The following is an 11,762-nucleotide window of genomic DNA, read 5'->3' as shown; positions in this document are numbered from 1 at the left end:
TATGAACTATAACGCCAATTCAATTGAAGAGTATATAAATCTGCTACCTCAAGAACGGCGCGTAGTAATAGAAAAATTACGTCAAACTATTTTGCAGAATCTACCTAAGGGTTTTGAAGAACAAATTAGCTATGGCATGTTGGGTTATGTTGTACCACATTCAATGTACCCAGCTGGTTATCATGTAAAACCAGAATTACCTTTGCCATTTATAAATTTAGCTTCTCAAAAAAATTTTATAGCACTATATCATTCAGGTATCTACGCCAATACGGAATTATTAGATTGGTTTGTATCGGAATATCCCAATCATTGTAAACGAAAATTAGATATGGGCAAAAGCTGTATTCGGTTTAAAAGTATGGACGAAATCCCTTATGAACTTATTGCTAAACTTTGTACCAAAATTTCAATTCAAGAATGGATAAGTTTATATGAGAACAATATCAAAAAATAGGTAGAAATGAAAAAACGAGTGACAGGGCTAGGCGGTTTCTTTTTTAAAACAAAAGACCCCAACAAGGTAAAAGATTGGTACAACAAGCATTTAGGTTTAAATACCGACCAATATGGTTGTACTTTTTGGTGGAAGGACAAAGAAGGTAATGATTGTTCAACCCAATGGAGCCCTATGAGCGAAGACACTAGGTATTACGAACCTAGCAAATCTAGTTTTATGATGAATTTTAGGGTAGAAAACCTTGTTGAATTACTGCAGGTTCTAAAAGAAGAAGGCGTTACAGTTGTTGGTGATATCCAAGAATTTGAATATGGTAAATTTGGTTGGATATTAGACCCAGATGGCAACAAAGTAGAACTTTGGGAACCTATTGATAAAGCATTTTTGTGATGTCTAAATATTTGTTACATTTAACAGTATAAATAATCACCAAATAATAACTAAAATGTCGGACGAAAAAAAAGATTTAGGAGATAAAGCAGAAGATGCTTTTGATAAAGCAAAAGAATCTGCAAAAGATTTTGGCGACAAGGCAGAAGATGCCTTTGACAATGCCAAAGAAAAAACTGAAAAAACTTACGATAACTCAAAAGAATCTACAAGAGAATTTTCAGAGGATGCAAAAGAATCTGCAAAAGAATTTAGTGATGGCGCTAAAAAAACAGCTAATGAATTTACAGCTGGGGCAAAAGAAGCATTTAGTGGTGCAGGAGGAGAAAACAAAAAGGTATTAGTTGGTATTTTGGCTATAATCTTAGGTTCTTTAGGAGTTCATAAATTTCTATTAGGCTACCAAAAAGAAGGCTTTATACTACTTGGTGTAACTATTGCTGGTTACGCTACTACTTGTTTGGTAATCGGTGCTTTCTTTTTCTGGATTCCAGGAGTTATTGGATTAATTGAAGGAATCATCTATTTAACAAAATCAGATGAAGAGTTTTATAACACATACCAAGTAGGTAAAAAACCTTGGTTCTAAAAAGTTTAAGCCAGATAAATGTCATCTGGCTTTTTTTTATTTTATTTATTATCGTAATATTGCAATATATAAATATGAAATGGGCATATCGAAAACACAAATATTTAATAGTGAACAAAATGAGTTGGCAATTATATTTAAAGTATTGTCCAACCCAGCACGGATAGCCATATTACAATACATAAGTCTGCAGAACTCTTGTATATGTAATGATATAGTAGATGAAATTGGTTTGGCACAACCTACAATTTCACAACATTTAAAAGAACTAAAAAGTATCGATTTAATAAAAGGTGAAATAGAAGGAAAAAAGGTTTGCTACTGTATTAATCTTCCAAAATGGAACAAGATACAAGCATTACTTAATTCGTTCTTTAATACCACAAAAAGCAATTGCTGTTAATCTAAACCGTAAAACATGAAAACAAAAGAATTTCTATCTTTATTAAAGGAAAACACAGATAAAAGCTTAGTATTTGAATATGCCCCAGGGCAATCGGTAGGTGCTAATTACCATATTACGGAAGTAAAAAATATAACTATAGACTCTGTAGATTGCGGTGCTAGCACTGATTTCTGGAAAGAAACAATAATTCAATTATGGGAAAGTCCAAAAGAAATAGGTGAAAGGGATTATATGACTTCGCAAAAAGCATTGGATATCTTAAATAAAGTGGATAAAATAAAACCAATGGAAAAAGGTGTTGAAGTAAAATTTGAATACAGCAATTCAGTATTTCATACCGCTCAACTATATGTGTTGTCTCATCAAATTAAAGAACATCAACTTATATTGTACCTAGGTGTTGAAAAAACAGACTGTAAAGCCAAAGAAACTTGTGGGGTTCCAGAAAAGGCCGAAACTGTTATAGAAGCCGCTTGTACTCCAGGTGGAGGTTGCTGCTAAATAATTTAATATGAGCAACATAACAATAAGAACAATGTTGGCTACAGACTGGGAGTTTGTTGCCAACATTTATAAAGAAGGTATTGAAACAGGAGTTGCAACATTTGAAACCATTGTTCCCTCCTTTAATTCTTGGGATAATGCCCATATGCAAACGTGTAGATTCGTTGCAGAAGAAAATAATACTATTTTAGGGTGGGTTGCCCTCTCTCCTGTTTCTAACAGATGTGTATATGGTGGTGTTGCCGAAGTAAGTGTGTATGTTTCAAAAAAAAGTAGAGGAAAAGGCCTTGGTAAAATTTTATTACTGCATTTAATTGCTGCCAGTGAACAAGAAGGTATATGGACACTTCAATCTGGTGTTTTTCCAACTAATTTTAGTAGTATTAAAGTTCATGAAGCAGTTGGCTTCAGATTAATTGGCAAACGAGAACGTATTGGAAGATTAAATGGCCAATGGATCGACAATATTCTTTTTGAAAGAAGAAGTTCGGTAATTGGTATAGATTAAACTATTCTTCTTTATCGATATTTTGTGATTCTTGAAGCCTGCGTTCAAGTTCTGCTTGAAATTCTTCCATAACTGGTTTTACCGTACTTTCTGGTAAATCGGCAATTTTAATATACATTAATCCATCAACAGAGTTATTAAATAATGGATCTACATTAAAGGCGACTACTCTAGCATTTTGTTTTATATACTTTTTTATCAACACTGGCAAACGTAAATTGCCTGGCTCCACCTCATCTATTAAACGGTCGAACTTATTTAAATCGGCCTGTGTTTCATCAAAAACAAACTCTTTATCAGCATCATTAAGTTTAACTTTAAACTCCTTTTTAGGTCTAATATATTGCGCCACATATGGATCCCAGTAATTAGATTTCATGAACTCGATCATTAACGATTTAGAGAAATTAGAAAATTGGTTACTTATACTTACACCACCAATTAGGTACTTATGCTGAGGAAACCTAAGTGTTGTATGTACAATACCTTTCCAAAGTAAAAATAAAGGCATTGGTTTCTGCTGATATTCTTTTGTGATATAGGCACGTCCCATTTCTATAGAGTGTTCCATCATATCGTATAGTTCTGGTTCAACTCTGAATAAATCTTGAACGTAAAAACCATTAATTCCATACTTCGGAAAAATCTCGGAGCCCATTCCCATTCTATAAGCACCAACTATACATTTAACCTCATCGTCCCAAAGAAAAAGATGGTGATAGTAGGTATCAAATTCATCTAAGTCAATAGCCTTATTTGTACCCTCACCAATTGCTCTAAAGGTTACTTCTCGTTGACGGCCAATTTCCTTTAAAATAAATGGCATATCTTTTTCCTTAGCCAAAAACACCTCGTAATTTTTACTTTGAAGCAAGCGACAATCTTTTTCTCTAAGCTTTTCAATTTCGCCTTGCATTACTTCTTTGCGCACAGCCGAAGCAATTTTCTTAGGCTGCTTAGGTAATTTTAAAGAAGTTGGCAATTGATCTATTAAACGTTCTTTCTCATATGCATTAGACAATATATACGTTTTACGGCGCAATAAATCGGTGTATTCTTCTAAACTCTCCTGTTCATTTTGAGTTGCAACTGAAATTGGCTGTCCTATTCGCACTTTAATAGGTCTATTTCGTTGACTAAATACTTGCGAAGGAATCATAGCCGTTCGTAAAGGATCGGCCAATTTGGCTATTCTATAAAAAAATGAACTATTCTTTGCGTGGAAATATATGGGAACAACAGGTACATTAGCCTTTCTTATTAATTTTAAAGCAGCCTCTTCCCAAGGTTTATCGACAATAAGTTTACCTTCTTTAACTGTAGACACCTCGCCTGCAGGAAAAACCCCTAGTACATGCCCCAATTGCAAGTGTTGTAAAGCATTTTTAAATCCTGCGATATTGCTTCTTGCATCCTTATGTTCCGAAAATGGATTTACTGGTAAAATAAACGGCTCTAACGGTACCATCCGTTGCAGAAGAAAGTTAGCCATAATCTTATAATCTGGTCGTTGCTTAATCATCAATTTAAACAACAAAATACCATCAATTGCGCCTAAAGGATGATTACTAATAGTTACGTACCCACCTTCTTTGGGTAATCTTCTAAAATCGTCTTCGGGTATTTCGTAGTCAATTTCAAAATGCGCTAAAATAGCATTAGCGTAGTCCTCCCCTTCTAAATGGGCAATAGAATCATAAAATCTATTGATGGTAGATAATCGGGTAATCTTCAATAACACCCATCCCACAAAAGTCCCTAATACTCCATATTTGGCAAGATTAATGGCCTTGGCAACTTCTTTGGCGGTAACTAAACCCATATAACATCCTCTTATTAGACTGTAAATATAGGAAAAAGGGAATCGTCACTTCCTATTTGTACAAAGTGAAACAAAAGGAATTTATTTTACGACAAGCTGTACTGTTTCCGTTCCTCGCTGTTCCAAAAGCAACTCTTTACCATTCTGCAAGCTTTCTAAAGATTTAGTATCAAAATGCCGAATTGTATAAAGAGATACATTTTCATGATAAGCGACTTTAAACTTACTTTTTAATTGTTGAAGCATAGCCTCTAATCCTCCAAATTTATTGTCTATACAAACCGAAAAACTAATGGCAGAATTCTGTATTAGATCAACCTTTATTTTGTGTTGATGAAACAACTTAAAAAGCTCGCTTATACTATCTTCAACTATAAATGAAAAATCAAGAGTAGACAATTTTATCAAAACCTGATTTTTCTTAACTATAAAACAAGGTACTTTTGGTTCTATGCCAATACCCTTACCAACGGTAGTTCCATTATTAGAAGGGTTTACAAACGATTTTACATGTAACGGAATTTCTTTACGTTGTAAGGGTTGTAAAGTTTTCGGGTGAATTACTGAAGCTCCGTAAAATGCTAACTCAATTGCCTCCCTGTAAGATATGTTATTTAGCAATTGGGTTTCGTTAAAATATCTTGGATCGGCATTTAAAACTCCGGGAACATCTTTCCAGATAGTTACAGAATCTGCATTTAAACAATAGGCTAGTATTGCCGCAGTATAATCTGAACCCTCTCTACCTAAAGTAGTCGTAAAGTTATTATCATCACTGCCTAAAAACCCTTGTGTAATGTTTAATACCTTTTTATCGATTTTTGTCACATTCTCTTGAGTACGTTCCCAGTTTACTGTGGTATCCCTATAACTACTATCGGTTTTAATATAGTTACGAACATCTAACCAATTGTTTTTAATCCCTATTTCTTTAAAATACGCACTTATAATGGTTGTAGAAATTAACTCTCCATAACCAACCACTTGATCATAAACAAAGTTATAATTAGGCGATTTATTCCAAACCAAAAATCCATTTATTTCATCAACAAGAACTTTAATTTCTTTATAAATAGCATGTTGCGCATTTGGAAATAGCTCAGACACTATTTTCAAATGATAATCTACCATATCATTTACCTTCGCTGGTATTTCTTTCTTATTATTAAAATATGCATTTATAATATCTTCCATTGCATTGGTTGTCTTACCCATGGCCGAAACAACCAATAAGGTATTTTCATACCCTACCTCTTTTAAAACTTTTACAACATTCTTAACTGCATCTGCATCCTTAACCGATGCTCCCCCAAATTTAAAAACCCTCATACTCTAATTATATATATTTTAATGTTCTTCTTTTAATTATTCAATGGCACTTAAATAATCTTTTATTCCCTGTTCATCTAATTGCACTACGTCCCAATCCCGCATTACATGGGCACCTTTACTTTTATAAAAGCCAATTGCAGGTTCGTTCCAGTCAATTACTTCCCAACTAATTCTTTTTACTTTTAAATGATTACCATATTTAACTACTTCATTTAATAATGCCGTACCTAAACCTGTACCGCGCATTTCTTTAGTAACTATTAAATCTTCTAAATGAATAACTGGTCCTTTCCAAGTAGAATAACGTGGATAAACAAGTGCCATCCCAACAATTTTAGTCTCCTTTTCTGCAACGAAGCAATGAAATAATTTGTGTGTACCGAACCCATCTTCTTGCAAGTTCTCAACACTTACTTCTACCGCATTTTCTTCTTTTTCAAAAGTGGCCAATTCCTGAATTAACTGAAGCACTTGCCTCATATCTTCTCTTTTGGCTGTTCTAATTATATAGTCCATAATTGTTACAAATAAAACACAAAGTTATAAATTTTCAAAATGTAATTAAAACCAAAATTGAACGTTTAACAAAATACCCGATATTTGTATATAACTATAAACTAAAACATGTTATCTAAAAAAAACCAAACTCTTGGAGAGTTTATTATTGAAAATCAAGATTCTTTTCAATACTCTTCTGGAGAGTTGTCGAAACTCATTAATGCTATTCGTTTGGCTGCTAAAGTTGTTAATCACGAGGTAAGTAAAGCCGGGTTAATAGATATTTTGGGAGGAGTTGGCGAAACCAATGTACAAGGTGAAGACCAACAAAAATTAGATTTATTTGCGAATGAGAAATTTATTCAAACCTTAAAAAACAGAGAAATTGTTTGTGGTATTGCCTCTGAAGAAGAGGATAGTTTTATTAGTATAAATAGTAATGATGATAACCATCAAAACAAATATGTTGTATTAATTGACCCTTTAGATGGGTCATCTAACATCGACGTAAACGTTTCCGTAGGAACTATTTTCTCAATTTACCGTCGTGTAACACCAGTAGGCACCCCAGTAACTATTGAAGATTTTTTGCAACCAGGAAATAAACAAGTAGCTGCTGGCTATGTTGTGTATGGCACTTCTACTATGTTAGTTTATACAACCGGCGATGGTGTAAATGGTTTTACCTTAAATCCTGCGTTAGGCACATTTTATCTTTCGCACCCTAACATGCAGTTCCCTGTAAACGGACATATTTATTCTGTAAATGAAGGTAATTACGTTCACTTTAATCAAGGTGTAAAAGATTACATTAAATATTGCCAAATGGAAGAAGGCGATAGACCTTATACCTCTAGATACATTGGTTCATTGGTCTCCGATTTTCATAGAAACATGATCAAAGGTGGTATTTACATGTACCCAAAAAGCAGTGTAACAATGAACGGTAAGTTAAGATTACTTTACGAGTGTAATCCAATGGCTTTTTTAGCAGAGCAAGCAAACGGACTAGCAATTGGCGGTAAAAATAGAATTATGGATATACAGCCTACCGAGCTCCATCAACGTGTTCCATTCTTCTGTGGAAGCCGAAACATGGTTGAAAAACTACAAGAATTCTTAAAAAAGTATCATTAAAAAAGGGAGCAATTTGCTCCCTTTTTCCATTCTATTTCAATAATTACTTAGCGTTTAACTAAGTATAGATAATCATCGAAGTCTATTTTACCTCCGAAAATAGCTATTGAACGCTGTATTACTTTATCAGCTTGTTCACCTGTAAACCCTAAGCCTATTGCATACTTCTTAATTAATAGTCGCTCCTCATCATCAATTTCATGATCAGAATATATGATTCTAAAAAGATCATATAAGCGCTCTAATCTTTTTTCGGAGTCTGGTGTTGAGTCAATTGGATATTTATTTTCCTTTTTTAAAACCTCTTCGTATTCACTCTTAGTAATATCTAACTTACTGGCAAATCGGTCTAATAATATTTTTTCTTCAGAACTTAATTCCCCGTCAATAGAAGCCAACGTTGCTAATGCGGCGAAATGAGCCAAATTTCTTCTGTGCTCAGCACTGCTATATAAATCTGCAAAAGACATATCTTATTTTTTAATTATAAGACAAATATAATTTTTTTAAAGACAATAGTTTTCTTTAGCAAAAACTTTGTTTATGAACATCTTATTCAACCACAAATTAAAGAAAGATAACCGCTTTATTTACGAGGTATTAAATTCGTTACTTGGTACAATGCATGCTATAATTTTTATATTTGGCTCCACTTTTAATCTTATTTCCGAAGTATAAGATTTAATAGCCTTAAAATGAGGTTTTTCATTTCTAATTGATTCTTATATTTGCACAAATTTTTAACTGTTGAGTCATTCTTCTATCCAACAACGGTACAATCAGTCTCCTCAAATAGGGAAACTGCAAAATACTATTGCTAATTCTGAAAAAACAGAATCTAAAAACATTCAATTAAAAGGGCTTGTAGGATCATCGTTATCCTTTTTAATTTCTAGCATTTTTAAAACTGAAGAACGACCTTTCGTGGCAATTTTCAATGACAAAGAAGAAGCTGCCTATTATTTAAATGACTTGGAGCGCCTTATCGGGGAAGACCATGTACTCTTTTACCCTGGTAGTTATAGAAGACCTTACCAAATAGAAGAAACTGACAATGCTAATGTTCTTTTACGTGCCGAAGTATTGAACAGAATAAATTCCAGAAAAAAACCTGTGGTAATTGTCACCTACCCAGATGCGCTTTTTGAAAAAGTTGTCACCCGAAAAGAGTTAGATAAGAATACCCTAAAAATGAAATTAGGGGATACACTTTCGTTAGATTTTTTAAATGAAATTTTATTTGAATATAAATTTAAAAGAGTAGATTTTGTAACCGAACCTGGTGAATTTTCTGTTCGTGGAGGTATTGTTGATGTATTTTCGTTTTCACATGACGAACCTTATAGAGTTGAGTTTTTTGGAGATGAAATAGAAAGCATTAGAACTTTTGATGTGGAAACACAACTTTCTAAGGAAAAGGTGAAATCAATTACTATAGTGCCTAATATGGCCGACAAGTTTTTAAATGAAAAAAGACAGAGTTTTTTGTCTTATATAGCATCTAACACATTGGTTTTCGCCAAAAATACAGATTTATTGTATGACCGTTTAGACGATTTCTTTGAAAAGGCGAAAGAAGCATTTACCAAATTATCTAAAGATATAAAACATGCCGAGCCAGAAGAACTATTTATGGGCGGCATAGAATTTTGTCAGCAACTATCTGGTTTTACCGTATTAAGTCAAGATGCTCAGCGTAATGCTCCTAGCCTAGTTGAGTTCCACACTAAACCTCAACCCTCTTTTAATAAGAAGTTTGATCTATTAATTGAGAATTTAAACACTTATAAAGACCAAGGGTATACCAATTATATATTTTGTGCCAGTGAGCAACAAGCCAAACGTTTTCATGACATTTTTGAAGAGATAAACCAACAGGTCCACTACCAAATTATAGTGTCTCCGCTGTTTCAAGGTTTTATAGATGATGATCAAAAATTAGTTTGCTATACGGACCATCAAATTTTTGAACGATACCATAAATTCCATTTAAAGAATGGTTATGCCAAAAAGCAGGCCATTACATTAAAAGAATTAAATAAACTAGAAATTGGAGATTACGTTACCCATATAGATCATGGCATTGGAAAATTTGGCGGACTTCAAAAGATAGACGTAGAAGGCAAAAAACAGGAAGCCATTAAACTAATGTATGGCGAAAGAGATATTCTTTATGTCAGCATACATTCACTCCACAAAATTTCCAAATTTAATGGCAAAGATGGTGCCCCGCCGAAAATTTACAAATTAGGCTCCGGAGCCTGGAAAAAAATTAAGGACAAGACCAAATCTCGTGTCAAGAAAATCGCCTTTAACTTAATTAAAGTCTACGCTAAACGAAGACTAGAAAAAGGGTATCAGTACAATCCTGATAGTTATTTACAGAACGAGTTGGAAGCATCTTTCATTTATGAAGATACTCCAGATCAAAGTACTGCTACAGAGGATGTAAAAAGAGATATGGAAAGTGAACGGCCTATGGACCGTTTAATTTGTGGTGATGTAGGCTTTGGTAAAACAGAAGTGGCCATACGTGCTGCCTTTAAAGCTGTGGACAATGGCAAACAGGTTGCCGTATTGGTGCCAACAACTATCTTAGCTTTTCAACATCATCGCACTTTTACAGAGCGACTAAAAGATATGCCCGTTACCGTAGACTACCTTAATAGGTTTAGAACCGCGAAGGAGAAAAAAGATACTATTGAACGGTTAGCTGCTGGGAAAGTTGATATAATTATTGGAACGCATCAACTGGTAAATAAAAAAGTACAATTTAAAGACTTAGGTCTCTTAATTGTGGATGAAGAACAAAAATTTGGAGTTGCAGTTAAGGATAAATTAAAATCTATCAAAGAAAACGTAGATGTGCTTACGCTAACTGCAACACCAATTCCACGAACTTTACAATTTAGCCTTATGGCTGCACGAGACCTTTCTACCATTACCACCGCACCGCCAAATAGGTATCCAATAGAAAGTCAGGTTGTACGCTTTAATGAGGAAATTATAAGAGATGCCATTAGTTATGAAATAGAACGTGGCGGGCAAATTTTCTTTATTCACAACCGAATTGAAAATATAAAAGAGGTAGCTGGTATGATTCAGCGCCTTGTTCCAGACGCAAAAGTAGCGGTAGGTCATGGCCAAATGGAAGGTAAAAAGTTAGAATCGCTAATGCTAGGTTTTATGAATAGCGAATTTGATGTTTTAGTCTCTACAACTATTGTTGAAAGCGGCTTAGATGTAACCAATGCCAATACCATTTTCATAAATAACGCTAATAATTTTGGTTTGAGTGATTTGCACCAAATGCGAGGACGTGTTGGTCGTGGAAATAAAAAAGCGTTTTGTTATTTTATTACTCCTCCTTACGAAGTAATGACTAACGATGCCCGTAAACGAATTGAAGCACTAGAGCAATTTACTGAACTTGGTAGCGGGTTTAATATTGCTATGAAAGATTTGGAGATTCGTGGAGCCGGAGATTTATTGGGTGGTGAACAAAGCGGATTTATAAATGAAATAGGATTTGAAACCTACCAAAAGATTTTGGCCGAAGCCATAGACGAACTTAAAGAAAATGAGTTTAAAGATTTATATGAAGAAGTTGAGGGCAAACATGAAAAGATTTTTGTTAAGGAAACACAGATAGATGCTGACTTTGAACTGCTGTTTCCAGATGATTACATAAATAATATAACAGAAAGGCTAACCTTATATACAGATCTAAATCAAGTAAAGAATGAAGAAGCGCTTCAAAAATTTGAGTCGCAATTGGTTGATCGTTTTGGTGAGTTACCAGATGAAGCTGAAGATCTATTGAATTCAGTTCGTATCAAATGGATAGCAAATAGCATTGGGCTAGAGAAGATTGTTATGAAGCAAGGTAAAATGATTGGGTATTTTATAAGCGACCAACAATCGGCATTTTATCAAACTTCTACATTTACAAGAGTATTACAATATGTGCAGTCACATGCACAACAGTGTAAAATAAAAGAAAAGCAAACTCGTAACGGCTTACGATTATTGTTGGTGTTTGATAATATTAGATCAGTAGATAGAGCATATTTGGCTTTAAAGCCATTTGAAATAAAAGAAAAAACAATTGTATAA

Annotated in this window: 12 protein-coding genes; 8 read left to right on the top strand and 4 right to left on the bottom strand. The window is 33.9% G+C overall.

Annotation, left to right across the window (positions count from 1 at the left end):
• Position 1: 1 nt before the first annotated feature.
• The 6 genes from BTR34_RS10140 to BTR34_RS10115 all read left to right on the top strand — a co-directional run bounded on the left by BTR34_RS10140 (position 2) and on the right by BTR34_RS10115 (position 2,857).
• Positions 2 to 457, top strand: coding sequence for a DUF1801 domain-containing protein (locus tag BTR34_RS10140; RefSeq protein ID WP_068481033.1), 456 nt, complete (start codon positions 2 to 4; stop codon positions 455 to 457).
• Positions 458 to 463: 6 nt separating this feature from the next.
• A complete protein-coding gene (locus BTR34_RS10135) occupies positions 464 to 850 on the top strand; it encodes a VOC family protein (protein ID WP_068481030.1) in 387 nt (128 codons plus the stop codon).
• Between the two features lie 55 nt (positions 851 to 905).
• A complete protein-coding gene (locus BTR34_RS10130) occupies positions 906 to 1,439 on the top strand; it encodes an NINE protein (protein WP_068481027.1) in 534 nt (177 codons plus the stop codon).
• Positions 1,440 to 1,518: 79 nt separating this feature from the next.
• Positions 1,519 to 1,842 (top strand): ArsR/SmtB family transcription factor, encoded by a 324-nt coding sequence (locus BTR34_RS10125; RefSeq protein ID WP_068481025.1) that lies wholly within the window; start codon positions 1,519 to 1,521, stop codon positions 1,840 to 1,842.
• Positions 1,843 to 1,857: 15 nt separating this feature from the next.
• Entirely contained in the window at positions 1,858 to 2,346 is a 489-nt protein-coding gene (locus tag BTR34_RS10120) for a DUF6428 family protein (protein ID WP_068481022.1), read from the top strand.
• A gap of 10 nt (positions 2,347 to 2,356) precedes the next feature.
• On the top strand, positions 2,357 to 2,857 hold the full coding sequence (locus BTR34_RS10115; protein WP_068481019.1) for a GNAT family N-acetyltransferase: 501 nt from the start codon (positions 2,357 to 2,359) through the stop codon (positions 2,855 to 2,857).
• A gap of 1 nt (position 2,858) precedes the next feature.
• Here BTR34_RS10115 and BTR34_RS10110 read toward each other — a convergent pair whose 3' ends face one another.
• The 3 genes from BTR34_RS10110 to BTR34_RS10100 all read right to left on the bottom strand — a co-directional run bounded on the left by BTR34_RS10110 (position 2,859) and on the right by BTR34_RS10100 (position 6,527).
• Entirely contained in the window at positions 2,859 to 4,679 is a 1,821-nt protein-coding gene (locus BTR34_RS10110; protein WP_068481016.1) for a GNAT family N-acyltransferase, read from the bottom strand.
• Positions 4,680 to 4,760: 81 nt separating this feature from the next.
• Positions 4,761 to 6,008 carry an aspartate kinase gene (locus tag BTR34_RS10105; protein WP_068481013.1) on the bottom strand — a complete coding sequence of 416 codons (1,248 nt, stop codon included), beginning with the start codon at positions 6,006 to 6,008 and terminating at the stop codon, positions 4,761 to 4,763.
• Positions 6,009 to 6,044: 36 nt separating this feature from the next.
• A complete protein-coding gene (locus BTR34_RS10100; RefSeq protein ID WP_068481009.1) occupies positions 6,045 to 6,527 on the bottom strand; it encodes a GNAT family N-acetyltransferase in 483 nt (160 codons plus the stop codon).
• Between the two features lie 108 nt (positions 6,528 to 6,635).
• Here BTR34_RS10100 and fbp point away from each other — a divergent pair, with 108 nt between their 5' ends.
• The gene (gene fbp / locus BTR34_RS10095; RefSeq protein WP_068481007.1) at positions 6,636 to 7,646 is read left to right on the top strand and encodes a class 1 fructose-bisphosphatase; all 1,011 of its coding nucleotides are present in this window, start codon (positions 6,636 to 6,638) and stop codon (positions 7,644 to 7,646) included.
• 47 nt (positions 7,647 to 7,693) lie between these two features.
• Here the strand turns inward: fbp and BTR34_RS10090 are convergent, their stop codons facing one another.
• Entirely contained in the window at positions 7,694 to 8,116 is a 423-nt protein-coding gene (locus tag BTR34_RS10090; RefSeq protein ID WP_068481004.1) for a tellurite resistance TerB family protein, read from the bottom strand.
• A gap of 277 nt (positions 8,117 to 8,393) precedes the next feature.
• Here BTR34_RS10090 and mfd point away from each other — a divergent pair, with 277 nt between their 5' ends.
• Positions 8,394 to 11,762, top strand: coding sequence for a transcription-repair coupling factor (mfd, locus tag BTR34_RS10085; RefSeq protein WP_068481001.1), 3,369 nt, complete (start codon positions 8,394 to 8,396; stop codon positions 11,760 to 11,762).

This window comes from Maribacter hydrothermalis (assembly GCF_001913155.1).
In the GTDB taxonomy this organism is placed as follows: Bacteria; Bacteroidota; Bacteroidia; order Flavobacteriales; family Flavobacteriaceae; genus Maribacter; species Maribacter hydrothermalis.
The sequence above is the reverse complement of the archived record's forward strand: the minus strand, read 5'-3'. Positions and strand labels throughout refer to the sequence as shown.

Coding starts and splice junctions, on each gene's coding strand:
- BTR34_RS10140 (WP_068481033.1), top strand. CDS start 2: ATGAACTATAACGCCAATTCAATTGAAGAGTATATAAATCTGCTACCT.
- BTR34_RS10135 (WP_068481030.1), top strand. CDS start 464: ATGAAAAAACGAGTGACAGGGCTAGGCGGTTTCTTTTTTAAAACAAAA.
- BTR34_RS10130 (WP_068481027.1), top strand. CDS start 906: ATGTCGGACGAAAAAAAAGATTTAGGAGATAAAGCAGAAGATGCTTTT.
- BTR34_RS10125 (WP_068481025.1), top strand. CDS start 1,519: ATGGGCATATCGAAAACACAAATATTTAATAGTGAACAAAATGAGTTG.
- BTR34_RS10120 (WP_068481022.1), top strand. CDS start 1,858: ATGAAAACAAAAGAATTTCTATCTTTATTAAAGGAAAACACAGATAAA.
- BTR34_RS10115 (WP_068481019.1), top strand. CDS start 2,357: ATGAGCAACATAACAATAAGAACAATGTTGGCTACAGACTGGGAGTTT.
- BTR34_RS10110 (WP_068481016.1), bottom strand. CDS start 4,679: ATGGGTTTAGTTACCGCCAAAGAAGTTGCCAAGGCCATTAATCTTGCC.
- BTR34_RS10105 (WP_068481013.1), bottom strand. CDS start 6,008: ATGAGGGTTTTTAAATTTGGGGGAGCATCGGTTAAGGATGCAGATGCA.
- BTR34_RS10100 (WP_068481009.1), bottom strand. CDS start 6,527: ATGGACTATATAATTAGAACAGCCAAAAGAGAAGATATGAGGCAAGTG.
- fbp (WP_068481007.1), top strand. CDS start 6,636: ATGTTATCTAAAAAAAACCAAACTCTTGGAGAGTTTATTATTGAAAAT.
- BTR34_RS10090 (WP_068481004.1), bottom strand. CDS start 8,116: ATGTCTTTTGCAGATTTATATAGCAGTGCTGAGCACAGAAGAAATTTG.